27 protein-coding genes are annotated in these 26,323 nt (G+C 62.2%); 12 read left to right on the top strand and 15 right to left on the bottom strand.

What is annotated here, in order from left to right; genetic code table 11:
• Nucleotides 1–106: 106 nt before the first annotated feature.
• On the bottom strand, nt 107–502 hold the full coding sequence (locus tag J5M73_RS13055; RefSeq protein ID WP_102864085.1) for a YbaN family protein: 396 nt from the start codon (nt 500–502) through the stop codon (nt 107–109).
• Between the two features lie 10 nt (nt 503–512).
• Entirely contained in the window at nt 513–1,100 is a 588-nt protein-coding gene (locus tag J5M73_RS13050) for a YecA family protein (protein WP_102864084.1), read from the bottom strand.
• Nucleotides 1,101–1,374: 274 nt separating this feature from the next.
• Between J5M73_RS13050 and recQ the strand changes: the two genes are divergently transcribed.
• Together recQ and J5M73_RS13040 are read left to right on the top strand one after the other, a co-directional pair.
• Entirely contained in the window at nt 1,375–3,501 is a 2,127-nt protein-coding gene (recQ, locus tag J5M73_RS13045; protein WP_102864083.1) for a DNA helicase RecQ, read from the top strand.
• 119 nt (nt 3,502–3,620) lie between these two features.
• A complete protein-coding gene (locus tag J5M73_RS13040; RefSeq protein ID WP_102864082.1) occupies nt 3,621–4,055 on the top strand; it encodes a MarR family transcriptional regulator in 435 nt (144 codons plus the stop codon).
• Between the two features lie 96 nt (nt 4,056–4,151).
• On the opposite strand, the gene J5M73_RS13035 is transcribed toward J5M73_RS13040, so the two are convergent.
• Nucleotides 4,152–6,341 (bottom strand): patatin-like phospholipase family protein, encoded by a 2,190-nt coding sequence (locus tag J5M73_RS13035; RefSeq protein ID WP_102864081.1) that lies wholly within the window; start codon nt 6,339–6,341, stop codon nt 4,152–4,154.
• Between the two features lie 72 nt (nt 6,342–6,413).
• On the opposite strand from J5M73_RS13035, the gene J5M73_RS13030 reads away from it, so the two are divergent.
• Entirely contained in the window at nt 6,414–6,701 is a 288-nt protein-coding gene (locus tag J5M73_RS13030; RefSeq protein WP_102864080.1) for a SelT/SelW/SelH family protein, read from the top strand.
• Here J5M73_RS13030 and J5M73_RS13025 read toward each other — a convergent pair.
• Entirely contained in the window at nt 6,695–7,588 is an 894-nt protein-coding gene (locus J5M73_RS13025; protein WP_102864079.1) for a DMT family transporter, read from the bottom strand. The two genes, J5M73_RS13030 and J5M73_RS13025, sit on opposite strands and share 7 nt — an antisense overlap.
• Nucleotides 7,589–7,817: 229 nt before the next feature.
• Nucleotides 7,818–8,627, bottom strand: a complete 810-nt coding sequence (locus J5M73_RS13020) for an AraC family transcriptional regulator (protein ID WP_102864078.1) — start codon at nt 8,625–8,627, stop codon at nt 7,818–7,820.
• 132 nt (nt 8,628–8,759) lie between these two features.
• On the opposite strand from J5M73_RS13020, the gene J5M73_RS13015 reads away from it, so the two are divergent.
• A complete protein-coding gene (locus J5M73_RS13015) occupies nt 8,760–9,581 on the top strand; it encodes a UDP-2,3-diacylglucosamine diphosphatase (RefSeq protein WP_102864077.1) in 822 nt (273 codons plus the stop codon).
• 136 nt (nt 9,582–9,717) lie between these two features.
• On the opposite strand, the gene J5M73_RS13010 is transcribed toward J5M73_RS13015, so the two are convergent.
• A complete protein-coding gene (locus J5M73_RS13010) occupies nt 9,718–10,029 on the bottom strand; it encodes a DUF962 domain-containing protein (RefSeq protein WP_025132224.1) in 312 nt (103 codons plus the stop codon).
• Between the two features lie 158 nt (nt 10,030–10,187).
• Between J5M73_RS13010 and J5M73_RS13005 the strand changes: the two genes are divergently transcribed.
• The gene (locus tag J5M73_RS13005) at nt 10,188–11,249 is read left to right on the top strand and encodes an AraC family transcriptional regulator (RefSeq protein WP_102864076.1); all 1,062 of its coding nucleotides are present in this window, start codon (nt 10,188–10,190) and stop codon (nt 11,247–11,249) included.
• Here J5M73_RS13005 and J5M73_RS13000 read toward each other — a convergent pair.
• Nucleotides 11,206–12,660, bottom strand: a complete 1,455-nt coding sequence (locus tag J5M73_RS13000; RefSeq protein ID WP_102864075.1) for a TrkH family potassium uptake protein — start codon at nt 12,658–12,660, stop codon at nt 11,206–11,208. The two genes, J5M73_RS13005 and J5M73_RS13000, sit on opposite strands and share 44 nt — an antisense overlap.
• 122 nt (nt 12,661–12,782) lie before the next feature.
• Between J5M73_RS13000 and J5M73_RS12995 the strand changes: the two genes are divergently transcribed.
• A complete protein-coding gene (locus tag J5M73_RS12995) occupies nt 12,783–13,349 on the top strand; it encodes a nitroreductase family protein (RefSeq protein ID WP_102864074.1) in 567 nt (188 codons plus the stop codon).
• Between the two features lie 81 nt (nt 13,350–13,430).
• Here J5M73_RS12995 and J5M73_RS12990 read toward each other — a convergent pair whose 3' ends face one another.
• The 6 genes from J5M73_RS12990 to J5M73_RS12965 form a co-directional block, all read right to left on the bottom strand.
• The gene (locus tag J5M73_RS12990; RefSeq protein ID WP_102864073.1) at nt 13,431–14,771 is read right to left on the bottom strand and encodes a HAMP domain-containing sensor histidine kinase; all 1,341 of its coding nucleotides are present in this window, start codon (nt 14,769–14,771) and stop codon (nt 13,431–13,433) included.
• A gap of 67 nt (nt 14,772–14,838) precedes the next feature.
• Complete coding sequence (locus J5M73_RS12985) at nt 14,839–15,276, bottom strand: LTXXQ domain protein (RefSeq protein ID WP_102864072.1); 438 nt, start codon at nt 15,274–15,276, stop codon at nt 14,839–14,841.
• A gap of 143 nt (nt 15,277–15,419) precedes the next feature.
• Nucleotides 15,420–16,097, bottom strand: a complete 678-nt coding sequence (locus J5M73_RS12980; RefSeq protein ID WP_102864071.1) for a response regulator transcription factor — start codon at nt 16,095–16,097, stop codon at nt 15,420–15,422.
• A 7-nt stretch (nt 16,098–16,104) separates the two neighbouring features.
• Nucleotides 16,105–16,515 (bottom strand): translation initiation factor 2, encoded by a 411-nt coding sequence (locus J5M73_RS12975; protein WP_102864070.1) that lies wholly within the window; start codon nt 16,513–16,515, stop codon nt 16,105–16,107.
• A 110-nt stretch (nt 16,516–16,625) separates the two neighbouring features.
• Complete coding sequence (locus J5M73_RS12970) at nt 16,626–16,925, bottom strand: YciI family protein (RefSeq protein WP_102864069.1); 300 nt, start codon at nt 16,923–16,925, stop codon at nt 16,626–16,628.
• Nucleotide 16,926: 1 nt separating this feature from the next.
• On the bottom strand, nt 16,927–17,523 hold the full coding sequence (locus J5M73_RS12965) for a septation protein A (protein WP_102864068.1): 597 nt from the start codon (nt 17,521–17,523) through the stop codon (nt 16,927–16,929).
• Between the two features lie 87 nt (nt 17,524–17,610).
• Here J5M73_RS12965 and J5M73_RS12960 point away from each other — a divergent pair, with 87 nt between their 5' ends.
• The 5 genes from J5M73_RS12960 (at nt 17,611) to rluB (ending at nt 22,403) form a co-directional block, all read left to right on the top strand.
• The gene (locus J5M73_RS12960) at nt 17,611–18,471 is read left to right on the top strand and encodes a PHP domain-containing protein (protein ID WP_102864067.1); all 861 of its coding nucleotides are present in this window, start codon (nt 17,611–17,613) and stop codon (nt 18,469–18,471) included.
• Between the two features lie 13 nt (nt 18,472–18,484).
• On the top strand, nt 18,485–19,114 hold the full coding sequence (locus tag J5M73_RS12955; protein WP_102864113.1) for an L-threonylcarbamoyladenylate synthase: 630 nt from the start codon (nt 18,485–18,487) through the stop codon (nt 19,112–19,114).
• Between the two features lie 120 nt (nt 19,115–19,234).
• Nucleotides 19,235–19,933 carry a ScpA family protein gene (locus J5M73_RS12950; protein WP_170001339.1) on the top strand — a complete coding sequence of 233 codons (699 nt, stop codon included), beginning with the start codon at nt 19,235–19,237 and terminating at the stop codon, nt 19,931–19,933.
• A gap of 12 nt (nt 19,934–19,945) precedes the next feature.
• Nucleotides 19,946–20,953, top strand: coding sequence for an SMC-Scp complex subunit ScpB (scpB, locus tag J5M73_RS12945; protein WP_207167254.1), 1,008 nt, complete (start codon nt 19,946–19,948; stop codon nt 20,951–20,953).
• A gap of 259 nt (nt 20,954–21,212) precedes the next feature.
• Nucleotides 21,213–22,403 carry a 23S rRNA pseudouridine(2605) synthase RluB gene (gene rluB / locus J5M73_RS12940; protein ID WP_102864064.1) on the top strand — a complete coding sequence of 397 codons (1,191 nt, stop codon included), beginning with the start codon at nt 21,213–21,215 and terminating at the stop codon, nt 22,401–22,403.
• Between the two features lie 155 nt (nt 22,404–22,558).
• On the opposite strand, the gene J5M73_RS12935 is transcribed toward rluB, so the two are convergent.
• The gene (locus tag J5M73_RS12935) at nt 22,559–23,524 is read right to left on the bottom strand and encodes a leucyl aminopeptidase (protein ID WP_110652179.1); all 966 of its coding nucleotides are present in this window, start codon (nt 23,522–23,524) and stop codon (nt 22,559–22,561) included.
• A gap of 63 nt (nt 23,525–23,587) precedes the next feature.
• Complete coding sequence (locus tag J5M73_RS12930; RefSeq protein ID WP_162884115.1) at nt 23,588–23,725, bottom strand: hypothetical protein; 138 nt, start codon at nt 23,723–23,725, stop codon at nt 23,588–23,590.
• A gap of 1,027 nt (nt 23,726–24,752) precedes the next feature.
• Here J5M73_RS12930 and J5M73_RS12925 point away from each other — a divergent pair.
• Nucleotides 24,753–26,174 carry an amino acid permease gene (locus tag J5M73_RS12925; RefSeq protein ID WP_102864062.1) on the top strand — a complete coding sequence of 474 codons (1,422 nt, stop codon included), beginning with the start codon at nt 24,753–24,755 and terminating at the stop codon, nt 26,172–26,174.
• Nucleotides 26,175–26,323 lie beyond the last annotated feature (149 nt).

The following is a 26,323-nucleotide window of genomic DNA, read 5'->3' as shown; positions in this document are numbered from 1 at the left end:
ACCATCATCAACGGCATGCTCAACGATCACTCGTTGAAGGTGGATACCGTCTGATGGTCGTCATGGTCCTTGAGGCCGCTGCCCAGGCAGCGGCTGCTGGGGTTGCTCAAGGGCGCCGCAAGGTTTTCTGGCGCAGGATGTAAATGCTGACCAGCACCGCGCTGGTCAGCATGAAGCCTCGCGCCCAGGGCAGTGGCACCAGGTAGCACGAGAGCCCAATGCTTAGCCACATCAGGCCGATCGCATACACCTTGCCCTTGAGCGGAATGCCATTGCCATCCAGGTAGTCGCGTATCCACGGACCCAGGCGCGGGTGTTGCACCAGCCATTGGTAGAAGCGTGGAGAGCTGCGGGCGAAACAGGCGGCCGCCAGCAGTAGGAAAGGGGTGGTGGGCAATACCGGAAGGAAGATGCCGAGTACCCCCAGCGCTACGCTCAGCCAGCCGATGGCCAGCAGAACGTAACGCAACACCAGGGGGCGTTGGCCTATGGGCTTGGCCATAGGCGCCGACTCAGTGGTGGCGAGGCTTGAGCAGCGCCGGTTTTTCGTCGGGTGCGTTGCACAGCAGGTACAGCGCGGTCAGTGCTTCGGGGATCTGCACGATCATGTCGTCCATCAGGTTGGCATCGCTGGCGATGTCGGAGAATTCCGGCTGCTCGTCGAACAGGCCGGAACCCACCATGATCGGCAGCAGCATCTCGCTGACTTCTTCCTCTGCGGTTTCGAACCAGGCTGCTTCACGCAGGAACACGCCTTCCATGAAACCGATGCACCAGCCGCGCAGGTCGGAGTCGTCCGGGTCGTCGCCGAGGTCGAGTTCGCAAGGCAGCTCGAACTCTTCATCGGAAGCCAGTTGGCGCGCGATGTGCGCCTTGAGGGCCAGTAGCGTGGATTCGATGGCTTCGCGTTCGGCGTCGTCGCTGTAATGCGGCTCTTCGGCGAACAGGGCGTCGATCCATTCACGGTCGGGAACGCTTTCCGAGCAGATCGACAGCGCGGTCAAGTAGCCGTGAGCGGCCACGTAGTCCAGCGCCTCGTCGTGCAGATCATCTGCGTCGAGGAAGACTTGCAGGCGGGTTAGTTGCTCAGCGAAGGACATTGACGGCTACCTTGGGGAATAAACGATGCTGAATTCTAGGCTTTCTTGAGCGCTCAAGCCAGCCACGGGGCAGATTTGAGCGGTTCTAAAGGTTACCAGCGGTCCATTGTCGGCGCCCTCTGCCGGGAAGGGCTCGGGTATACTCGCGCGTTTTGTGATGCCCTGCAGGCCCGACGGCAAGTGCGGACAAGTCCGCTAACGCATTTGTCGGTGAACCACGCCGACTTTTCGGCCAGTCTGCATCCAGGGAAATCGGCGATTTTTGGAGTTTTTCATGCTCGAACAGGCTCAACGCGTCCTCAAGGACATCTTCGGCTACGACAGTTTCCGTGGTCGCCAAGGTGCGATCATTGAGCGCGTGGCCAGCGGCGGCGATGCCTTGGTATTGATGCCCACCGGCGGTGGCAAGTCGCTGTGCTTCCAGGTTCCGGCCCTGCTTCGCGAAGGCCTGGCGGTGGTGGTCTCGCCTTTGATCGCGTTGATGGACGATCAGGTGGCCACCCTTGAGGAACTCGGAGTTGCGGCCGCCGCCTTGAACTCGACCTTGAGCGCCGAGCAGCAGCGTGACCTGGCGGCGCGTATTCGTCGCGGCGAGGTGAAAATGCTCTACCTGGCCCCGGAGCGCCTGGTTCAGCCACGTATGCTGGCGTTTCTGCAGAACCTCGATATTGCTCTGTTCGCCATTGACGAAGCTCACTGTGTGTCCCAGTGGGGGCATGACTTCCGTCCTGAATACCTGCAGTTGGGGCAGTTGGCGGAAATGTTCCCGAACGTGCCGCGCATTGCCCTGACCGCCACCGCCGACAAGCGTACCCGGGAAGAGATCGTCAATCGCCTGCACTTGCGGGACGCCGAGCGTTTTCTTTCCAGCTTCGACCGACCGAACATCTTCTATCGCATCGTGCCCAAGGAACAGCCGCGCAAGCAGTTGCAGGCCTTCCTCAACGAGCGGCGCAGCGATGCCGGGATCGTCTATTGCCTGTCGCGCAAGAAGGTTGACGAAGTGGCGGCCTTCCTCTGTGAACAGGGCTTTACCGCGCTGCCGTATCACGCTGGCCTGCCCAACGAGTTGCGCGCCTATCACCAGAAACGCTTCCTCAATGAGGAAGGCCTGATCATGGTGGCAACCATTGCCTTCGGCATGGGCATCGACAAACCCAACGTGCGGTTTGTGGCCCACATGGACCTGCCCAAGTCCCTGGAGGCGTACTACCAGGAGACCGGTCGTGCCGGCCGTGACGGCCTGCCGGCGGACGCCTGGATGGCCTACGGACTGCAAGATGTGCTGATGCTCAAGCAGATGCTGCAGAACTCCGAAGGCGACGAACGCCACAAGCGTCTTGAACAGCACAAGCTCGATGCGATGCTGGCCCTGTGCGAGGAAACCCGCTGCCGGCGCCAGACGTTGCTGGCCTATTTCGATGAGGACATGCCCCAGCCTTGTGGCCATTGCGACAACTGCGTCGATGGCGTGCAAACCTGGGACGCCACCGAGCCGGCGCGCCAGGCACTGTCGGCCATCTATCGCACTGGTCAGCGTTATGGTGTCGGTCACCTGGTGGACGTGTTGCTGGGCAAGGACACCGAAAAGGTCCGCAGCTTCGGTCATCAGCACTTGTCGGTGTTCGGGGTCGGCAAGGCTCGTAGCGAAGGCGAATGGCGTTCTCTGTTCCGCCAACTGGTGGCTCGCGGGCTGGCGGACATCGACCTTGAAGGTTATGGCGGTCTGCGTTTGAGCGACACGTGCCGGCCCTTGCTCAAGGGCGAGGTAACCCTGGAGCTGCGACGCGATCTCAAGCCGCAAAGCACCCCCAAGAGCAGCACCAGCCAGGCCAGCCAACTGGTACGTGGCGAGGAGCGCGAGCAATGGGAGGCGCTGCGAGCCCTGCGGCGCAAGCTGGCGGAAGAGCATGGGGTGCCGCCCTATGTCATTTTCCCCGACTCAACCTTGCTGGAGATGCTTCGCAGCCAGCCCGGCTCCATGGCGGAAATGGCCGAGGTCAGTGGTGTCGGTGCGCGCAAGCTGGAGCGTTATGGCGCGGCGTTCCTCGAAGTGCTGGGGGGCGGTGTCGAGGCGCCGAAGGTGGTCGCCGATATCCGCCACGAGCTGATTACCCTGGCCCGTGCCGGGATGACCCCGGTGCAGATTGCCGGGCAACTGCAGTGCACGGAAAAGAACGTCTACACCTTGCTGGCCGAAGCCATTGGCAAGCAGCAACTGTCCCTGGAGCAGGCGCTGGATCTTCCGGAGGACTTGCTGGGGGAAATCCAGGACGCCTTCCTCGACGGCGAGGGCGAACTGCCGCCCGTGGTCGAGATCAGCCAAGTGTTTGCCGGACGAGTCCCCGAAGGTGTTTTGTACTGCGTGCGTGCCGCGCTGCAGTCGGAGTTTGAAATGTGAAGGGGTGCGTCAATGTTGTAACGATTCAGTCCCTTAGAGGCCTTGCCTCCTGGCAAGGGTCATGCTTAGCTGACTAATAATTAGTTTTTCTTTATTTTCAGTCTGATCATGAGTGTTTTATGCCGTTAACCGATGAACACCGTTTTGGTATGCAGCTGGCGCATATGTCTCGCGGCTGGCGTGCCGAACTGGACCGCCGCCTGGCCGGGCTTGGCCTGTCCCAGGCCCGCTGGCTGGTGCTGCTGCATCTGGCCCGTTTTGAAGACGCGCCAACCCAGCGTGAGCTGGCGCAAAGCGTTGGCGTAGAAGGGCCAACCCTGGCTCGGCTGCTGGATAGCCTGGAAACCCAGGGCCTGGTCCAGCGCCAATCGGTGGTGGAGGATCGCCGGGCGAAGAAGATCGTCCTCTGTCCTTCCGCGCGGCCCTTGATCGAGCAGATCGAGACCATCGCCACTGCCTTGCGCCATGAATTGTTCATTGGCGTCGACGACGAAGACCTGCGGGTCTGCATGCGCGTTCATGGGCGCATCCTGGCTAATCTGGAAAAATCCTGATGCCTTCAGCCGGGGTTGCCTGACCCCGGTTCGTCCTATTTTCGTGTCCCCTGAATCCTGCTGATTGCGCCGTCCGGTGCGGCATTTGTGCGCCTGTCAGAAGGTTTGGCCAAGGTTCAGCGACAGGGCCTTCTGGTTGTCGTCGTTGAAGCCGTAACTGAAGTTCAATGGGCCCAGCGGGGTGTCGAAGCCCAGGAAGATGCTCGCGGCATTGATATAGCCGCTGTCGAAGGCGTTGTCGTTGTTCCACACCCGCCCGCGTTCCAGTGAGCCGCCCAGGTACAGCGGGAAATCCAGTGGCAGGTAGGAGCGTGGTGTGAGTCGGCGAAAGTACACGGCGCGGGCCAGGGTGATGTTCTGCCCGGACAGGGCATCCTGACGGAAGCCGGACAACTGTCGTGCGCCTCCCAGGAGGAAGCTGGAGGTCACGACATCGGCATTGTCCAGGGTTCGGCCATAGCGCCCTCCCAGTACGAAGGTATTGGGGCCGCTGCTCAAGGCCTTGTCGAGCTTGAATTCCCACTGTCGGTAGCGATTGTCCGAACCCAGGCTCGGTTCGAACTGGCGCAGGGTCAGGCCGATGTCTTCACCGGAGTGGGGGAAGTAGACGTTGTCCAGGGAGTCGAAGGAGTACTGCAGCTGGTAATAACCCTCATTGAAGTTCTCGCTGGGCAGGTCGTGATCGCCGATCCGCACATCGGCCTTGCCCCAGGCCTCGCCCACACCGAAACGCACTTCGCCGCTGTTGCCGATCTGCCGCCCCAGATTCAGGCCCAGGCCGTAGCGTTCCAGGCGGTATTCGGCGATCGGATCGTTATCCAGCACTGCCTCGACATTCTGTGCTTGGGCAGCGATAAACGGCGCAATGAAATAGCGTGAACCGGCATCCAAGGGTTGATAGAACTCGCTGTAGATTTCCTGCCGGTCGCCGATCTGCACCCGGGTCAGCCATTCTGCGCCGAGGCTGTTGATACCGTTCATGCGATAGCTGGCGCCGATGTTGAAGGCGCTGTCGCCGCGCATGTCATCGGACAGGTTCAGGCCCAGGCGCAAGTAGTCAGTGCCGCTGCGCTTGCCCCGCGCGCTGATCACCAGGGTGTTGTCCTGGCCTTTGTGCACCACGCGGTATTGCACCTGTTCGAAGAAGTCCAGGCCGTACAGGGTGCCCATGTCGGTTTCCAGGCGGCCCAGGTCCAGGGGTTCGCCGATGTGTTGGCGGATGTAGTAGCGAATGACCTCATCGCTGACCTTGGAGTCGTTCTCCACCTTGATTGCGCTGATGATCGGCGTGCGCTGGCTGGGCAGGCGCGCAGCGGCCAGTTGCGCATCCTGTGGTTGGGTCGCACGCAAGCGTGCCAGGCGGGCGTCGAGGATACGGGTGGCGCGATAACCGGCGTCGATCACCTCCTGGGCTCGACCGAAGTCGGTGACGCCGAAGCTCGACAACGACGGCTGGATCAGTACGTCGTCCTTGTGCAGCGTCGCCAATTGTTCCTCGGAATTGCGCCGGGTCATCAGGGTGATGGACTGGTTGAGCACGTCGACCACGGTGTTGAGTTGCTTGCGCGAGCGCAGCGGCGTGCCGATGTCCACCACAATGGCGATGTCGACTCCCATGTCTCGGGCGACGTCCAGGGGAATGTTATCGGTCATGCCGCCGTCCACCAGTAGCCGACCATCGAGCTCCACCGGCGCAAACACTGCCGGAATCGACATGCTGGCGCGGATCACCTGGGGCAGGTGGCCCTTGCGGAACACCACCTTTTCGCCGCTGGCGATGTCGGTGGCCACGGCCCGGAAGGGAATGGGCAGCTTGTCGAAATCCCGGGTATCGCTGGCGTGCGCCAGCTTGCTTTCCAGCAGTAACGCCAGGTTCTGGCCCTGGATCACCCCCAGTGGCAGGCCCAGGCTACCGTCGTCACGGAAGCTGAGTTTCTGCTTGACCAGGAAATCCCGATCGTCCTGCTTGCGCCGGAAGGGCACGTCTTCCCGGGGCGGAGCGTCGGACAGCGCTTGCCTCCAGTCGATGTTCAGAGCCAGTTTTTCCAGCTCGTCGATCTTGTAGCCCGAGGCATAGAGCCCGCCGATCACCGCGCCCATGCTGGTGCCGGCAATCGCGTCGATGCGGATGCCTTGCTCTTCCAGGGCCTTGAGCACGCCGATATGCGCCATGCCACGGGCAGCACCTCCGGACAGCACCAGACCGATTTTCGGTCGCGGCGCTTCACTGGATTGAGCGAGCAGGGGTAGCAGGCAGAGGAACAGGCAGGACAGCAGGCGGCGCATCGTGGTTCTCGGGGACGGACGATAAAGCCGGCTATTATAGCGACGCCCTTGAACTCAGGAGTCGGCCGTACCATGACTGAACGTAAACCCGAAGTGGTCATCACCTATTGCACCCAATGCCAGTGGCTGTTGCGAGCCGCCTGGCTGGCCCAGGAGTTGCTGAGCACGTTCAGCGATGACTTGGGCAAAGTGTCTCTGGAGCCTGCTACCGGTGGCACGTTCCGCATTTCCTGCGATGGCGTGCAGATCTGGGAGCGCAAGGCCGATGGCGGTTTTCCCGAGGCCAAGGTACTCAAGCAACGGGTGCGCGACCAGATCGATCCGGAGCGCAACCTGGGCCACAACGATCGTACTCAGTGAGAGCCGGCTTCAGCCGTGGCAGCCTTGCTGCCTGAGCCCATCGACAGGCGACTTGAAACCACGATGGCAACGATGATCAAGGCTCCGCCCATCAGCATGCGCAGCGTCGGATTCTCGCCGAACAGCAGCCAGGCCACGGTGATCCCGTAGACCGGTTCCAGGGTGAAGACCACCGCCGCAGTGCGTGCCTTGATCACCGCCAGGCTGGCGACAAACAGGCTGTGGGCCAGGCCGGTGCAGAAAATCCCCAGCAGACTGATCCACAGCCAATCCATGGCCCGCACCTGGCCAAGCTCGGGGGCTGCCACCGGTAACAGGCACAGGGTGACCACCACGTTCTGGCAGAGGGCTGCCTGCACCGCAGGAATACGCCCGGAGCTGGTGCGGTTGTTCAAGGACAGCAGGGCAAACAGCAGGCCCGAACCCATGGCCCAGAGCAGGCCGGTGGTGGCCTGGCTGGCGAGGTCGAATTCCGGGGTGACCAGCACCAGGCCGATGCTCACCAGGATCACCAGCAGAATCTCGTTGACGCGGATCCGCTCGCGGAAAAGCAGGCCCTCGAGAATCACCGTAAAGGCCGGAAAGCTGGCAAAGCCCAGGGTCGCGATAGCCACCCCGGCGACCTTCACTGCCACGAAGAAGCTAACCCAGTGTCCGGCCAGCAGCAGGCCGCTGAGCAGCAGGCGTTGCCAATCGGTGGCGGCCAGTTTCTGCCAGGGGGTGTTGCTGGCCAGACGGGCGAAGACGCCCAGGGCGAGCACGGCAAAGGCTGCGCGGCCGAAGACGATGACCGCGGGCGAAGCGGCGGCGAGCTTACCGAATACACCGGTCAGGCCGAACATCAGGGCGCCGATATGCAGGGCGCCAAGGGCGGTACGCGGAGTCATCTCTATCCTTAGCCACAAGACGGGCAGTAATGGCCTTAGGCTTTGTACAAAAAGCCTTGATACTCGGTGATGCTGCGTTGAAAACGGTCTCGTGCGCGAGTCCGATCGGAATGCTCATTTACACCCCGTAAAGTCGAACGCGACCCCGGCCGTTCCTCGACCGTTTTCGCCGTGCCTGACCTTCGTCTCAACACTTTTCGTACAGAGCCTAGGCGGCAATGGGCTCAGTCTAGGGGCGGGCGACCTGTTGGTCTGTCGCGATCCTGGCGTTTTTTGTCGAGGGACTAGCGTCTGCTCCTTGGCGCAGTTGGCGCGGCGAGTGGCCGTACTGCCGCAGTATTGCTGCGGCAAAGGCACTCTGGGAGCTATAACCCACGCGGCTGGCGATTTCGCCCATGGGCAAGGCTGATCCGCGCAACAGTTCCAGGGCCATGTGCAGGCGCCGGCGTCGCACGTACTCCATGGGGCTGGCCCCGCACTCGGCGATGAACCGTGCATGCAGACGGGCAGCGGACAACCCGGCTATCTGGGCCAGGTCGGCCACCTGTAAGGGGTGGGCGGCGTGACGATCGATATGGGCATTCAGGGCGGCATAGGGCAGACGACGCTCGCCAGGCTGGCTGTCGGCGCAATGGTTGAGGCTGGCCAGTAGCAGGACTGCGCCTTGTTGGGCAATCAAGGGGTCGTCCACCGGGCTGTCCGCCAGCCAGTTGACCAGGCGGCTCTGGCTCGGCCCCAGGACCTGATGTCGGGGCGCATCGAGCAAACGCCGGCTGGCCTCGGCATGTTCGCCCAAAGACTGTTGCACCCAGCGTTCACCGGGTATGTCCAACACCAGGCAATGGCTTCCGCTGGGGCTGCCGCAGACATGCCGGGCGCCGGCCGGCACCACCACGAAGCTCTGCTGCTGCACTTGGCTGCCCTGGCCTTCGACTTCGAACTGGAGCTGGCCACGCAGGCCGAACACCAGTTGCGCATGCTCGTGGCTGTGGGCGATCAGGTCATGGGTGTAGTGGCGCAGGGTGAGGATAGATCCCATCACGGTCTCCTTGGCAGGCGGCCAGTGTACACCGGCGGTCGGAGGGCTCGCGTTGTCATCGCACTGCCGCATTTTTGTCATGGGCTATTAATCGCTGCGGCGCAAGCTCGCAAAAAATCCCGGAGAGCGTCCATGACCCATGCCGAACTCGCCAAGCCCAGCCGCAAGCAACGGGTACGGACTTTATGGATCTCCGATGTGCATCTGGGCACCCGGGATTGCCAGGCGCAACACCTGGCGCAGTTTCTCAAGGGGTATCAGGCCGACCGTATCTATCTGGTTGGCGACATCATCGATGGCTGGAAACTGCGGGGCGGCATGTACTGGCCCCAAGCCCATACCAACGTGATCCGCCGCTTGCTGACCATGAGCAAGCGCGGCACCGAGGTGATCTACGTCACCGGCAATCATGATGAGTTCCTGCGCCGTTACTCCAAGCTGATTCTGGGCAACATCCAACTGGTGGACGAAGCCGTGCACGTCACGGCTGACGGCCGCCATCTGCTGGTGATCCACGGTGACCAGTTCGACGTCATTACGCGATATCACCGCTGGCTGGCCTTTCTCGGCGACTCGGCCTATGAGTTCACCCTGACCCTCAATCGTTGGCTCAATCATTGGCGGGCGCGCTATGGCTACGGTTACTGGTCGCTGTCGGCCTACCTCAAGCACAAGGTCAAGACTGCGGTGAGTTTCATCAGTGACTTCGAGGAGGCCATTGCCCACGAGTGCGTCAAGCGTGAGTTGCACGGGGTGGTCTGTGGCCACATTCACCATGCCGAGATCCGTAAGGTGGGCGAGGTGGATTATCTCAATTGCGGCGATTGGGTGGAGTCCTGCACAGCCCTGATCGAGCACTGGGACGGCAGCATCGAACTCTATCGCCTGGCCGAGGCCCAGGCCCGGGAAGCCCAGCTCAAGGCCGAGCGCTTGAAGATGGCGGAGCCGGCCTGAGCGATGGCTTGTCGATCAGGCTTCAGGTGGGGCTGGCCTGTTCCATCGCCTTGTACAGCGACGCTCGGGGCTGGAGTCTATGCCTGCGTCCCGTCACCACAGTGGCTGTAGGGGGCGGCTTGCTGTCCGGCCGGGCCTAGAAAGGGACCTTGCCGAGAATCATGTCGCGGTACATGACGAAGTCCCCCAGCAGGCTGTACAGCGGATGCTGGAAGGTGGCCGGGCGATTTTTCTCGAAGAAGAAATGCCCGACCCAAGCAAAGCCATAGCCGGCAACCGGCAAGGCCAGCAGTAGCAGCCAGGCGCCTTTGCCGATGGCAAAGGCCAGGAGGAAGATCACCAGGCTGGTGCCGATGAAGTGCAAGCGACGGCAGGTGCTGTCGCTGTGTTCGCTCAGGTAATAGGGGTAGAACTCGGCGAAGCTGTTGAACTGTCGGATGTTTTCCATGGCCGCGATCTCTGTGCTTGTTGTTCGTGAGCGGATGTTCTGCGGGGAGCTTATTTGAGTCTAGAGTCCTTGGCAGCGCTGGCCAGTGACAATAGGCGCCACTTTAGTATCCTTGTGAAATTGGCCGTAGCATGCGGCTCATCATGTAAGAAATCCTCATGAGCGAACGAACGACTTCTGCAAGCTGGGCCTTGGGAATAGTCAAGGCCCTGGAGATGGACGGCCTGGATTGCCGCGCTTTGTTCCTGCAGTTAGGGCTCGACTATGGCGCCCTCGACGACCCCGACGCGCGTTTCACCCAAGACTCGATGACACGGCTCTGGCAGCGTGCGGTCGAGTTGTCCGGCAACCCTGCGATCGGCCTGAACATGGGCAAGTTGGTTCGTCCGGCGTCCTTCCATGTGGCCGGTTATGCACTGATGTCGAGCCGCACCCTGGTAGAGGGCTTTCAGCGCCTGGTGCGTTATCAACGGATCATTGCTGAAAGTGCTGACCTGAGTTTCCGTCTTTTACCTGAGGGTTATGCGCTGATTCTGACGGTGCATGGCGATCATCTGCCCCCTACCCGGCAAAGCTCCGAAGCCTCGCTGGCTTGCGCCCTGGCCTTGTGTGGCTGGTTGACGGGGCGCGCCCTGCAGCCGCGCAAAGTGCTGTTGCAAGGGCCGCAACCGCAGGATGTGCAGCCTTACAAGGACATGTTTCATGCGCCGCTGGTGTTCGCTGCGCCTTTTGATGCGCTGATTTTCGAGCGGGCCGACATGGAAGCGCCGCTGCCGACTGCCAACGAGGCCATGGCCTTGTTGCACGATCGTTTCGCCGGCGAATACCTGGCGCGTTTCTCCGAGAGCCGGGTGACCCACAAGGCGCGGCAGGTGCTGTGCCGTCTGCTGCCGCAGGGCGAGCCCAAGCGCGAGATGGTGGCGCAGACCCTGCACTTGTCCCAGCGTACGTTGCAACGCCGCTTGCAGGAGGAGGGCACCAGCTTCCAGACCCTGCTCGATGACACCCGCCGCGAACTGGCCGAACAGTACCTGGCACAGCCGCGCATGACCTTGCTGGAAATTGCCTACCTGTTGGGGTTTGCCGATCCGAGCAATTTTTTCCGGGCGTTCCGTCGCTGGTTCGATGTCACGCCCGGAGAGTACCGGGCGCGGTTGCTGGCGCTGCCGGGCTCGATCAATGACGCCAGAACGCCGGAATGCACAGCACGAACACCGTGATGATTTCCAACCGACCCAGGAGCATGCCCAGGGACAGGATCCACTTGGCAGCGTCGGGCAGGGTGGAGAAGTTGCCTGCCGGGCCAATGGTTTCTCCCAGGCCCGGGCCCACGCCGGACACGGTGCTGGCGGCGCCGGTCAGGGCGGTCATCCAGTCCAGGCCCAGCAGCGACAGGGCGAGGGCGATCATGCAGATGGTGATTGCGAAGAAGAACGAGAAGGTCAGGATCGAGCGGACGATTTCTTCGTCCAGGCGATGGCCGTTGTACTTCTGCTTGATCACTGCCCGGGGGTGGATCAGCTGATTGAGGTTGGCCTTGAGCAGAATGTACGCGACCTGGAAGCGGAAGATCTTGATCCCGCCCGCCGTGGACCCCGAACACCCGCCGACGAACCCCAGGTAAAAGAACAGCATCAGTGAGAAGTTGCCCCACAGGCTGTAGTCACCCAAGGCAAACCCGGTGGTGGTGACCACCGAGGTCACGTTCAGTGCTACGTGACGCAGGGCCTCCAGCCAGTGCAGGTTGGTGGTCCACCAGTACCAGGTGCCGAGCACCAGCCAGGTCACCAGGAGCATGCCCAGCAAGCCCTGGACCTGCTGATCCTTGATCAACGCTTTGCGGTTGCCCCGCAGGGTTGCCACATAGAGGGCGAAGGGCAGGCTGCCGAGGATCATCACCACCACCGCCACCCAGTGCACCGCCGGTTGCTGCCAGTTGGCCAGGGATTGGTCAGAGGTAGAGAAGCCCCCAGTGGAGATCGCCGACATGGCGTGGTTGATGGCATCGAAGATGTTCATCCCGGCCCACCAGAAGGCCAGGCTGCCGAAGATGGTGATGCCCACGTAGGTGGCGACAATCAGGCGCGCCACCATGTGCGAGCGCGGCATGACCTTTTCCGAGCGGTCCGAAGATTCGGTCTGGAACAGGCGCATGCCACCGATGCGCAGCAACGGCAGGATCGCCACCGCCATGCCGATAAAGCCGATCCCCCCCAGCCAGTGCAGCATCGAGCGCCAGATCAGGATGCCCGGGGACATGCTGTCCAGGCCGCTGAGCACGGTGGCGCCGGTGGCGGTGATGCCGGACATGCTTTCAAAGAACGAGTCGGTGTAACTGATGTGCTGGGTCAGCAGGAACGGCAGGGCGGCGAAGATACACACCACCACCCAGCTGGAGACCGTCAGCAGGTACATGTCCCGGGGGCGCAGGTGAATATGTTCGGGACGGCCAGGAATCACCAGAGCCAGGCCGGCGATGAAGGTGATCATGCTGGCCCAGAGGAAGGACGGCAGGTCGCCGGTGCGTTCGAAGATCACCAGTGTCGCCATCGGCACCACCATGGCGATGGCCAGGGTGATGAGGAAGATGCCGATAATGAAACCAATGATCCTTAAGGTCGGCAACGCCATGTGTTCCGCTCGGGCTGGTATGAGAAGGGCGCCCATTCTACCTGCGGTGCAGGGCATGTAAACCGGCACCCGGCCGGCAGATACCGCTAGAATAGCCGGACATTTTTTTCAGGAGGTGGCCGATGGAGGCTCTCGACGCTTTGCTCAACCGTGTTTCCGTGCCGCGCCTGGTGGAGCCAGCCCCCACAGCGCAGCAACGCGAAGCACTGTTTGCTGCCGCCTTGCGGGCGCCGGATCACGGGCAACTGCGCCCTTGGCGCTTTCTCACCGTTGAAGGCGAAGCCCGTGACCAGTTGGGCGAACTGCTGGTCGAAGCGGTACAACTGCAAGGCGGCGAAGTGACTCAGGCCGCGTTGGACAAGGCTCGGGCCATGCCGCTGCGTGCACCGCTGGTGGTCGTGGTCGTGGCACGGCTGCAGGAGCATTTCAAGGTGCCCAAGTCCGAGCAATTGCTGGCGGCGGGCTGTGCAGCCCACGGTATTTTGCTGGCAGCCTATGCCCAGGGTATCGGCGCGGTATGGCGCACGGGCGAGTTGTCCTATTCGCCCCATGTGGCCAAGGGGCTCGGCCTGGCAGACGGCGAAGAGATCATCGCCTTCCTTTACCTGGGCACGCCGCTGAACGAACCGCGGGTCGCACCGAAAGTCGACACCGCCGAGTTCGTCAGCGCCTGGACCGCCAGGGCCTGATTATCCCCTTCGAAAGCTGAGTACCTTGCGGGCAAGCCCGCTGCTGTCGAACCTCGCAGCGGCGGCTTGCCCGCGTTGCATTCAGGCCTGCACCACGGCTCCCGGGACCAGGGGCAGCTCCAGCGTGGCGACGAATCCGCCCAGGGGATGGTTGCCCAGTATCAGGCTGCCGCCGTGGCGTTCCGCTGCGCGGCGGGCGATGGCCAGCCCCAGGCCATGGCCTGGAGCACTCTGCCCAGGGGCGCGGAAGAACGGCTCTCCCAGTTGTCGCAAGTGCTCGGCATCCACGCCAGGACCATGGTCGCGCACGCTGATCTGGATCTTCTCGCCCTGGCGCAGGGCCGTGACTTCGATCGGTTGCCCGGCAGGATTGAAGCGCTGGGCGTTGCGCAGCAGGTTGTCCACCGCCCGTTCAAGCATGGTCGGCCAGCCCCGCAGGCTCAGTTGCGCTTGGGCAGTGATCTGGACCTGCTGCTCGGGACAGGCCAGTTGCGCGTCTTTTTGCAGGGCCTGCAGCAAGGCGTTGAGGTCGACATCTTCGGCGCTGGCGTTGTCCGCATCGACCCGAGCCAGCACCAGGATCTCGCTGATCAGCGCCTCCAGACGATCACATTCCCGTGTCAGGCGTGGCCAGAGTCTCTCCCGTTCTTCGGGGGCGGCGCGCTCCGCCAATGCCAGGGCAATACGCAGGCGCGCCAGGGGCGAACGCAGTTCGTGGGAGACATCCCTGAGCAGTTGGCGCTGGCTGCCGATCAGGCTCTGCAGGCGTGAACCCATGCGGTTGAAGTCTCGGGCCAGCACGCCGAACTCGTCACGGCGATTGGCCAGGCGCGCCAGGCTGTTCTGCTGATAGGTGGCCTGGCCAAGGTCGTGAACCGCGCCGCGCAGGCGGCTCAAGGGGCGGGTGATGGACAGGGTCACCAGCAGGCTGAACAGGGTCAGCACCACCAGGGCAATGGCCAGGGCGCTGAGGGGCCAGGTCAGGCTGTCGCGATGCCAGGCATCCAGTTCCGGATGGGGGATGCGGTAGATGAACAGGTAGGTGTCGCCGGTGGTCGGGCTGGTGTATTCCGCTGTCAGGCGGCGCCAGGGCAGGTGGCGGTCATCGTTGTTCTGCCGGGCTTCGAAGGCAGCCGCGCGGCGCGGGAAAGTCCCGCGTACCACCGGGTCGCCGCTCTCGTTGAGTACCTGAACATCGATGTGGTACTGGCGCTTGCGCTGCTGGAGGATGTCCTGGGCGGCGTCTTCGCCCTGGGTCTCGTAGGTTTGCGTCCACTGTGCGGTGAGGCTGTTGAGCCCCGGATGGCGGCTGAGAATCCAGGCGTCCTGGTTGAGCATGTGCCCAAGCAGGATCGACAGTCCTGCAACCAGGGTGATGGCCAGCCAGAAACTGGCCAGGATGCGCCAGAACAATGAACGCACAGGAACTCCTCGAACGCGAAAGCCCAGTGGGGGAGGCCACTGGGCTATTAGGGTGAACGCTAACGCATTATTGCGCTTTTTGCGGTTGTTGCGCTTTCCAGGCCTTGAACTGGGCCCATTCGGCGCGACGTTCCTCTTGTTTCTTGACGATGGCGTCGAACTCTTTCTGTTGTTCGGGCTTGAGCAGTGCGCGGATGTCGGCCTGGGTTTTCTGCTGTTTGGCGGCCAGTTCATCCTTCATGGCTTTCTGGTCGGCCGGCGAGAGTTTCTCCAGGTACTTTTCCACCACGGCCTTGCGGTCGTGCATTTGCTCGCCCATCAGTTTGCCGATCTGCTGACGCTGTTCACGGCTCAGGTCCAGTTCGCTGAAGGGGCCTTTGCCGCGCATGTGTTCGCTGTGCCGAGGGCCGTCCATCGGACCCATCGGGCCGTTGCCTTCAGGCATGGCCATGGCCACGGTTGGCAGGGCGGCGGCGAACATCAGGGCGATCAGGGTCTTGCGCATGGTGTGTCTCCTTGTCTCATTCCCGGTAAGTTCCGGATGAGTTCAGGTTACCCAGATCAAGGTCAGCGGCAGTCAGCGGAGGGTAAAGCTTGGGTAAAGAAGGTATTTCCGGGCCCTGACAAATGCGCCAGGGCACATTGCAATCACAGGCTGTAGTAATAGCCGCGGCTGCGCAGGGCGACGATTCGTGGGCGGCCGTCGGGGTGGGGGCCGATCTTCTTGCGCAGGTTGCTGACGTGCATGTCCAGGCTGCGGTCGTACAGGGTCAGCTTGCGGCCCAGGGCGATCTGCGCCAGCTCCTGCTTGTCCAGGGGCTCGCCAGGCTGCTTGAGCAGGGCTTCCAGCAGGCGGCTTTCGGAAACCGTCAGGGTGATGTCCTGTTCGTCGATGTTGACCACGCCGCGCACTGGGCTGAAGCACAGATCGCCCAGCTCCATCTGGCTGGAGGTGGCCACCGGGTGGCTGCGGCGCAGCACGGCGCGCAAGCGGGCAGTGAGTTCGCGAGGATCGCAAGGCTTGGCCAGGTAGTCGTCGGCGCCCAGTTCCAGGCCGAGGATTCGGTCCAGGGGCTCGCCCCGGGCCGAGAGCATCAGTACCGGCAGGTCGGGGTGGTCGTTGCGCAGTTGCTTGAGCAGCTCCAGGCCACTGCCGTCGGGCAGCATCACGTCCAGGACTACGGCAGCCGGGGCCATTTCCGACAAGGCCCGGCGTGCGCTCAGGCCATCGTGGCAGGCCCGCACTTGAAAGCCTTCCTGGCCGAGCCAGCTGCTCAGGAGCTCGCACAGCTCCTGGTCGTCATCAATCAGTAACAGGTCGCTCATGAATCACTCAATTTAGCCATTGTCGACGCTTGCGATGTCCGCCACTGGCAAAGATACCGCAGAGCAGGGCGATGAGGGCCACGCCGCCGCCGGTGACGAACCATTGCTGCTGGTCGGTCAGCAGGCGTGGCGCCGGGTTGGCCTGGGCCTCTTTGAGTTGCAGCTTGAGGCGCTGGTTCTCCTGGCGCAAGCGGGTCAGCTGCGGGCTTTCCCGTTCGGCATCGGCACTCTGCAGTTGTTTGCTCAGCTCTTCACGCAGGCGTTCGCTTTCTTTCAAGCGTTGCTGCAACTCGGTGATCTGACTGCCGGCGCTCAGGGACAGCGGCGTGGAATGGCCGGTTTCCTGGGTTTCCTCGGCAAGGGCCGGAGCCCCGATCGACAACATGACCAACAGCAGGCACAGCGGACCTTGGCGCATCGAAACTCCTGATTCCAATCGAGTGTTGGGCAGGTTGTCGGCCGTCAAACGAGAATAATGAGCGATTGAGAACGCAATGAACCGTGAAGGTTCATCGCGTCAGGGAGGATTTACGGCATCGATTGCCTGAACGGCTTGACCTGCACATGGGCATAGACGCCGGAGGTCACGAAGGGGTCGGCGTCGGCCCAGGCTTGGGCGGCGCTCAGGGAGTCGAACTCGGCGACGATCAGGCTGCCGGTGAAGCCGGCGGCGCCAGGGTCATTGCTGTCGATCGCCGGGTGTGGGCCGGCCAGCACCACACGCCCTTGGTCCTTGAGCACTTGCAGCCGTTCCAGGTGCGCCGGCCGGTTGGCCAGGCGTTTTTCCAGGGAGTTGGCGACGTCTGTGGCAATGATTGCGTAAAGCATGTCAGTCCTCGGTTTTCGGGGTGGTGGGATCAGCGTCATGCAGGTGGCGCGACAGGTAGACGCCCTGGCCCACCAGAAACAATACAGTCATGCCCAGGCTGCCGAAGACCTTGAAGTCGACCCAGATGCTCTGGAAGGTGAAGGCGACGAACAGGTTGGCGGCGCCGCAGAACAGGAAGAAGGCGATCCAGGCGATGTTCAGGCGGGTCCACACCGGGTCCGGCAGGGTCAGGGCATGGCCCATGATGCGCTTGATCAACAGGCGATCGCCGATGAAGTGGCTGCCGGCAAAGGCCAGGGCGAATAGCCAGTTGACCACCGGCGCCTTCCATTTAAGGAAGGTCTCGCTATGGAAGGCCAGGGTCAGGCTGCCAAAGACCAGGCAGGCGATCAGGGTCAGCCATTGGCTTTTTTCCAGTTTGCGCTGGGAAATGAACAGTGCGCCGTAAACCACCAGGGAGCTGATGATCAGTACTGCGGTGGCGCTGTAGATACCGCCCACGCTGACTTCGTGACCGGCAAGGTCGACGATCCGGGGATCGATTTTGTAGACGATGAAAAACAGGAACAGCGGGATGAAGTCGATGAATTGTTTCACAGTGGCAGCCAGAAGCAGGATGTGGCGGCATAATAACAAACATCCTTGGTAGCGAAAGCGCCAGCTGACTTGAGGTTTTATCGTCCTGTGAATGTTGATTTGCACTGCCATAGCACGGCCTCCGACGGCGCCCTGGCGCCTGCGGTTCTGGTTGCGCGTGCGTACGAGAGAGGCGTGCGAATCCTGTCCTTGACCGACCACGACACCCTCGAAGGCCTGGCGGAGGCCCGTCAGGCAGCGGCGCAACTGGGCATGCAGTTGGTCAACGGCGTCGAGCTGTCCTGCACCTGGGGCGGCGCCACTATTCATGTGCTGGGCTACGGATTCGATACCCAGGCCCCGGCTCTGGTGGCGGCCATCGACAAACTGCACGAGGGGCGCTGGCTGCGCTCCGAGGAGATCAGCCGCAAGCTGGCCCTCAAGGGCATGCCCGGGGCGCTGGAAGGCGCCAGGGCGATCCAGCAGGAGTTGGGGGACAGTGGCAATGCCCCGGCGCGGCCGCACTTTGCCGACTATCTGGTACGTGCCGGTTTTGTGAAGGATCGTGCCGAAGCTTTTCGCAAATGGCTGGGGGCGGGAAAGCTGGGAGACGTCAAACAGCATTGGCCGACACTGGAAGACACCGTCGGCACCCTTCGCGAGGCGGGGGCCTGGGTCAGTCTGGCCCATCCCTGGCATTACGATTTCACCCGCAGCAAGCGCCGTCGCTTGATTGCCGACTATATTCAAGCCGGCGGCCATGCAATCGAAGTAGTCAATGGCCACCAACCTGCAGAGCAAGTGGGCAGTTTGGCTATCCTTGCTCGTGAATTCGGACTGCTGGTCAGCGCTGGCAGTGACTTTCATGGCCCAGGAGGCTGGTCCGAGATCGGCGAGTATCGTCCGGTTCCGGAGGACCTGCCGCCACTTTGGTGTCGGTTCAAACATGAGCCAATTATTGCCGCCTGAACAGGTAGAGACAGTGAGTCAATTTTTCCAGATCCACCCGGAAAACCCACAGCCACGTCTGATCAAACAGGCCGTCGAGATCATTCGCGGCGGTGGCGTGGTGATTTATCCCACGGATTCGTCCTACGCCGTTGCCTGCCAGATGGGTGACAAGGGCGCGATCGAACGAGTGCGGCGCTTGCGTCAACTGGACGACAAGCACAACTTTGCGCTGATCTGCAGTGACCTGTCGCAGTTGGGGCTGTTCGCCAAGATCGATACTGGCACTTTCCGCCTGCTCAAGGCTCATGTGCCGGGGCCTTACACCTTCATTCTCAACGCCACCCGGGAAGTCCCGCGCCTGCTGCTGCATCCCAAGCGCCGCACCATCGGCCTGCGGGTGCCGAGCAATCCTATTGCCCTGGCGCTGCTGGCCGAGCTGGGTGAGCCACTGATGAGCGTCAGCCTGATCATGCCCGGCGATACCGAGGCTCTGAGCGACCCCTATGAAATGCGCCAGCTGCTGGAGCATCAGGTGGACCTGATCATCGACGGCGGCTTTGGCAGCACCGAGTCCTCCACGGTGATCAGCCTGGCCGATGGTGAACCGGAAGTGATTCGCGTCGGTTGCGGCGACCCTGCGCCGTTCATGGCCGAGGCCTAGATGTCCGTACTGGAAACCGTCGACGAGCAGGCCGGCGCCCAACAGGAGCTGCCATTCGCCATGGTCTACGGCCAGGCGGTCATGGAAATGCCCCTGGACCTGTACATCCCCCCGGATGCACTGGAGGTCTTCCTCGAGGCCTTCGAAGGCCCGTTGGACCTGCTGCTGTACCTGATCCGCAAACAGAACATCAACATCCTCGACATCCCGGTGGCGGAAATCACCCGCCAGTACATGGGCTATGTGGAGCTGATGCAGTCGGTGCGCCTGGAGCTGGCCGCCGAGTACCTGGTGATGGCGGCGATGCTGGCCGAGATCAAATCGCGGATGCTGCTGCCGCGCTCTGCTGAGATCGAGGAAGAAGAGGATGATCCCCGGGCCGAGCTGATTCGCCGCCTGCAGGAGTACGAACGCTTCAAGGCGGCCGCCGAAGGCATCGACGGCCTGAGCCGGGTCGGCCGCGACGTGGTGGTGCCCAAGCTTGATGCCCCGGAGGCCCGGGCGCGCAAGCTGCTGCCGGATGTGGCCCTGGAAGAGTTGCTGATGTCCATGGCCGAGGTGCTGCGCCGTGGCGACATGTTCGAAAGCCATCAGGTCAGCCGCGAGGCCTTGTCCACTCGCGAACGCATGAGTGATGTGCTGGAGCGGCTCAAAGGCGGTGGCTTCGTGCCCTTTGTCGAGCTGTTCACCGCAGAAGAGGGGCGCCTGGGAGTGGTGGTGACCTTTATGGCGATCCTCGAACTGGTCAAGGAATCCCTGGTCGAGCTGGTGCAGAATGAGCCCTTTGCGGCCATCCACGTACGGGCGCGAGCCGAATAACGAGCTTAAATCATGAACCTGAATGAACCCCGCGAGCTGGCGCCCCTGCTCGAAGCCTTTCTGTTGGCCTCGGGAAAACCCCAGTCCCTGGAACGCCTGTTCGAGCTCTTCGAAGAAGCCGAGCGACCGGACCCGGCCGTCTTCAAGAAGGCCCTGACCCTGCTGGGCAAATCCTGCGAAGGTCGGGCTTTCGAGCTCAAGGAAGTGGCTTCCGGCTATCGCCTGCAGATCCGTGAAAAGTTCGCGCCTTGGGTCGGCCGCCTGTGGGAGGAGCGCCCGCAGCGCTACTCCCGTGCCCTGCTGGAAACCATGGCCCTGATCGCTTACCGCCAGCCCATCACCCGCGGCGAGATCGAGGATGTGCGCGGCGTGGCGGTCAACAGCAACATCGTCAAGACCCTGCTCGAACGCGAGTGGATTCGGGTGGTGGGTTACCGCGATGTGCCGGGCAAACCGGCGATGTTCGCCACCACCAAGGCGTTTCTCGACCATTTCAACCTGAAGAACCTCGATGACCTGCCGCCCCTGGCCGAATTGCGGGAGATCGAGGCCGAGCCGGTGCTGGAGTTCGACGATGCGCCGGTGCCCGAGCACCTGCAGCAGTTGGCCGATGCCAGCGCCGAGCCTGAGGAACCCAAGGAAGAAACCAGCTTCCATAGCCTGTTGCTGGAGCTGGACTCCATGGAGGAGGGAATCAAGACCGACTTCGACGACCTGCATCGTGATGGCGCGGTTGAGCCAGAGAACCCGGAGCCGGTGTTCGATCAGCCTGAGGGGCAAACCGAGGCTGCCGTCCCTGATGACAACTCTGATGACACCGATGAACTGGCGGTCGAGCCCGAAGAGGAGCCGCTGCTTGACGCCGAGGACGATGTGCTCGGCGTTGCCGAGGCCCGAGCCAAGTTGCTGGCTGCCGTTGCGGCCCTGGAGCCTTCGGCGCCGGACTTGAGTGAAGAAGAGGCCGAAGCCCTGGCCCTGGCCGAAGCGATCGAAAACGAACGCCGTCTGCTGGACGACTGACCGTAGCTGGCTGGCCAATGAAGGTGTCGGCCGCTTAGGTGCAAGGCGTGTGGGCCTCTTCGCCGGCAAGCCGGCTTGCGCAGAAGGGGCGCCGGCGGGCGGAAAAAAGCCCGGGCGGCGACTTATCAACTAGTCTGTGATGCGCAATCGCCGCCATGAGCGTATGATTCGCGACCCTTTGGCGATCCCTTCGCCACAGAACCTGTTTTCACGTCTTCAGGCCGCTCTAGCCTGAAGCGCTACACCGGGAGGTGCCCAGATGAGCGATACCGATCAGAACGACCAGGAAATCCGTCCAGCCGGCGAGAAACTGCAGAAAGTCCTCGCCCGCATCGGCGTCGGCTCGCGCCGCGACGTCGAGGCCTGGATCAGCCAGGGCCGGATCAAGGTCAACGGCAAAGAGGCCACCCTCGGCCTGCGCGTCGACCTGCATGACGCCATTTCCATCGATGGCAAGGTGATCAAGCGCGAAGAGGCCGCCGAATCGGTGCGCCGCGTGATCATGTACAACAAGCCCGACGGCGAGATCTGCACCCGTGACGACCCGGAAGGCCGTCCGACCGTGTTCGACAAGCTGCCGCGTCCGCGGGAAGGCCGCTGGATCAACATCGGCCGCCTGGACATCAACACCACTGGCTTGCTGATGTTCACCACCGACGGTGAGCTGGCCAACCGCTTGATGCACCCGTCCTACGAAATGGACCGCGAGTACGCGGTGCGCGTGCGTGGTGAAGTCGATGACGAGATGATCGAGCGCCTGAAGGCGGGCGTCATGCTCGAAGACGGCCCGGCCAAGTTCACCGATATCCAGCAGGCGCCCGGCGGCGAAGGATTCAACCACTGGTACCACTGCGTGGTGATGGAAGGCCGCAACCGTGAAGTGCGTCGCTTGTGGGAGTCCCAGGGCCTGGTGGTGAGCCGACTGAAGCGCGTGCGTTTCGGCCCGGTGTTCCTCAACTCCGACCTGCCCATGGGCCGCTGGCGCGAAATGAGCCAGTACGAAGTCGACGTGCTCAGCGCCGAAGTCGGCCTGACCCCGGTGGCGCTGCCACAGCTCAACGCCAAGTCCAAGGACAAGCTGGAGCGCATGCAGCGTAAATCCTCGCGTCCGGTGGGCAAAAGCGAGCGTGTACGCACCCTGCGTCCGGCCAATGGCGCACCGGCCAATCCGCGGGTGTCCCGCGAGCCGCAGATCGAGGGCGAGCGTCCAGGGCGCAAGCCGGCGGCCCGTCAGGATGGCGAGCGCGCGCCACGTGCACCGCGTCCGGCAAGCGGCCGTGGTACGCCAGTAGCCGAGCGTCCGGCGGACACCAAGCGTCCAGCCAAGCCGGCACCGAAGTCCAAGCGCCCAAGCCTGGTGCTGGACAAGGACGCACCGTCCGGCAAGCGCCGTGGCGCCCCGGCCGGTAGCGGCCAGCGTCCTGGCTTCGGTCGTCGCAAGCCGGAATAAGCCTCGGCCCGCAGACAAAAAAACGCCAACCTTCGGGTTGGCGTTTTTTTTTGCCCGGTGCTTCGTCGGAGCTTGCCGGCGAATAGGCTCTCAAGCCTTGGGCAAGGCTCATGATCGCCTTCGCCGAGGCAAGCCGGTTCCCGTATCAAGAGAGGTTAAAAGGCGAACTGGCCATCGAACACTGGTTTGTTGTCCACCGTCAGCACGCCGGCGCTGAAGATCAGGTCCAGGTGGTGGCTGCCCTTGGCCCCGCCTCCCAGCCCCAGATGCAGGCCGCAATGACGCTCTTCAAAGCCGGAGTTGCGTCCGTACAAGGACTTGATGCCTTCGTTGGTGCCGATCCCCAGCTCCTCGATACGCCGGTTCGACGGGTTGGCGTCCAGGTACTTGTTGAAGTCATTGGCCAGCCCGGGCACCTGGGTGGCGACCTGGCGGATGCTGGAGTTCTCGATCCACAGCTCCAGCGGAGTCTGCAGCACCCCGTATTTGCGAGCAAAGGGGATGGTGCTGAGGAAGGTGCCGAGGAATTTCACATGGCCATTGATTGCATCGCTGTGGGTGGCGATCTCACCCGGTGCCAGGTCGTAATTGCCCACGCCGTTGATGTCGGTCCACTTCTTCACGCTGTTCAGGGGCGCCTCGAAATACGAGCCCTGGGGATCGCTGAAGCTCAGGGTGCTGGCGTGGGACAGGCGCCGGATCAAGGTGGCGTTGAGGTCGGCGATACGTTGTGGCTCGACGCTGAAGGTGTCGTAGAAATAGTCGCCGTAATCCTTGAACAGCAGGGACTTCTTCCAGTGTTCGGCCATCAGGCCATGCAGGGGGCGGAGGAATTCCGGGCCATCGGGGCGTGGCTGGGGCAGGGTCGAGGAGTCGTAGAAGAAGATGTACAGGTCACAGTCGATGATCGCCTGGGCGAGGCGTTCGGCCGGCTCCAGGTCCAGGCGCAGGGCGCTGACAGTCAGGGGGGTGGCCTGGCGCGATTGTTCGATGATGGCGTTGGCCATGGCCTGGTAGTCGGCGGTATGGCCGATCACCACATTCGATGCCTGGGCACCGCTCAAGGCCGGATGGCGTTCGAGGTAGTACAGGAAATGGCGGATGGCGCGGGTCTGGTCCATAAAACCTCCCTGGAGGACAAAGGTGACCGGGGCAGGCGCGAGGCCTGCTCCGGTCCGGGCGCCTTACATCGGCCACATCGCCGTGCCGAACGGTACCACCGCCTCGGCCTGCATCATTTCCACGGCCGCATCGTGGGTTGCCGCTTCGAACCAATCGTCCAGTTGCAGTTCGGTTTCCAGGTCTTGTTCCAGTGTTTGCATGGTGACTCTCCTAGATGACATAGGGCACAGCAGTCCATTGGCGGAACGGATCAACAGCGGCGAACGGGATGGTTGCGAGGGCTGCTCATCCACTCCTCGTACTTGTCGGATGAGGCATCCGGCAAGTGGCTGGAAACCTAGTTCAGGGGATTTTGAAGTGCAAAAAAATAATTAGATTATTTTCTACTGAACTTTATTTTCTATTTTAAGAGCGGAAATTTATCACCTGAAAACAAAAAGCTAAGGCTTTTTCCGATGTGGGATGGCGTGCGCGTCAATTTGCAGTCGCCGCGCTCATTGATCTGGTTTGGCAAATTCACGTTACGCACTGTAAAGAAAATATTACGAAATCCTCCGTGTTTCGCCCTGAATCGGCGAAGGCCCGGACGCTGTAAGGAAAAGCTGCCGCCGGGCATCGGTTAATCCGCTTGCCAGAGCTCTGGCCCGCTTGTTCCAGGGCGCCAAGGCAGGTGAGATGCACACCTGCCTGCGTACAGGTGCATAACAAGAAGGAGGCGCAATGAACGCCGTAACCGACTTTCACCGACACCCTTCGAAGGGCGATGGTCATCGCACCTTCATCGACGACCCCACTCGGTCCGTCCAACGTTGCGCCGCCGATGCTGAGCATCGAGCTGGCCCCTCAGGATCCCGGTTACCGGCACGCTGATACAGCGGTGTCTGGCGGCAGGGGGTCAGGGGTGTACAATGCGCGGCGTTTTAACTGTGACCCAACTGCGTACCCGCGCACTTTGCGTCTGCGCCGCGTGTTTCAGCCTGCTCCCAGGGCGCTGAAGACACTGCTGCCGGGCCAATAAACTCAAGGTTATCCACCTTGTTCACTCCGCCGCGTCACGAGCGTGGTGGGTTCGATTTCGTCACAGATAAAAACAAACAGGTGACGCATGACCGTTAGAAAAACGCTGAACTTCGGGTGCCTGCGCTGGGGTTTGCTCCGCGCCGCTTAAGCCTTCACCGGGCGGCAACGTCTTGCAAACATCATCAAACCTTGCGTGAGAACCTTTTCATGAGTGGACAAAACTCGCATTCGGGCGAGCTGAAACGCGGCCTGAAAAATCGCCATATTCAACTGATCGCCCTGGGTGGCGCGATCGGTACCGGTTTGTTCCTGGGGTCGGCCGGGGTGCTCAAATCCGCCGGTCCGTCGATGATCCTCGGTTACGCCATCTGCGGTTTCATCGCCTTCATGATCATGCGCCAGCTGGGCGAGATGATCGTTGAAGAGCCGGTGGCCGGTTCTTTCAGTCACTTCGCCCATAAGTACTGGGGCGGCTTTGCCGGTTTCCTTTCCGGCTGGAACTGCTGGATTCTCTACATCCTGGTGGGCATGTCGGAACTGACCGCGGTCGGCAAGTATGTGCATTACTGGTGGCCGGAGGTGCCGACCTGGGCCTCGGCGGCGGTGTTCTTCGTGATGATCAACGTCATCAACCTGGCCAACGTCAAGGTGTTCGGCGAGGCCGAGTTCTGGTTCGCCATCATCAAGGTGGTGGCCATCGTCGGCATGATCGCCCTGGGCAGCTACCTGCTGGTCAGCGGGAACGGCGGCCCGCAGGCATCGGTGAGCAACCTCTGGTCCCATGGCGGCTTCTTCCCCAACGGCGTCAGCGGACTGGTGATGGCCATGGCGATCATCATGTTCTCCTTCGGCGGCCTGGAAATGCTCGGCTTCACTGCAGCCGAGGCCGACAAGCCGAAAACCGTGATCCCCAAGGCCATCAACCAGGTGATCTACCGCATCCTGATTTTCTACATCGGCGCCCTGGTGGTGCTGCTGTCGCTGACCCCGTGGGACACCCTGCTGGTGACCCTGAATGCCTCTGGCGATGCCTACAGCGGCAGTCCGTTCGTCCAGGTGTTCTCGATGCTGGGCAGCAACACGGCAGCGCACATCCTCAACTTCGTGGTCCTGACCGCGGCGTTGTCGGTGTACAACAGCGGCACCTACTGCAACAGCCGCATGCTGTTGGGCATGGCCGAGCAGGGCGATGCGCCGAAAGTCCTGGCCAAGATCGACAAGCGCGGTGTGCCGGTGCTGTCGATCCTCGCCTCGGCGGTGGTGACCTTCGTTGCCGTGGTGCTCAACTACCTGATTCCCCAGCACGCCCTTGAGCTGCTGATGTCCCTGGTGGTGGCGACCCTGGTGATCAACTGGGCCATGATCAGCTACTCGCACTTCAAGTTCCGCCAGCACATGAACCGTACCGGCCAGACCTCGCTGTTCAAGGCGCTGTGGTACCCCTACGGCAACTATGTCTGCCTGGCGTTCGTGGTGTTCATCCTCGGCATCATGCTGATGATTCCAGGCATTCAGATCTCGGTGTACGCGATCCCGGTGTGGGTGGTGTTCATGTGGGTCTGCTACCTGATCAAGAACAAGCGCAGTGCTCAGCACTCGCTGCAAGCAGCCAGTACTGCGCTGAAGTAAGCGCGGCCTTGGCAATGACTAACCCGGCTCCGGCCGGGTTTTTCATGCCTGTGATCTTTGTGGGAGCGAGACCGCTTTCGTCGGCCAGTCGGCTCCTGCGTGGGAGCTGCCTGTCGCAGGCGCTGGCTTGCCAGCGAACAGGTCCGCAA

Origin of the sequence: Pseudomonas sp. 50_B (assembly GCF_017491625.1) — a bacterium.
GTDB classification, from domain to species: Bacteria; Pseudomonadota; Gammaproteobacteria; order Pseudomonadales; family Pseudomonadaceae; genus Aquipseudomonas; species Aquipseudomonas danubii.
The sequence above is the reverse complement of the archived record's forward strand: the minus strand, read 5'-3'. Positions and strand labels throughout refer to the sequence as shown.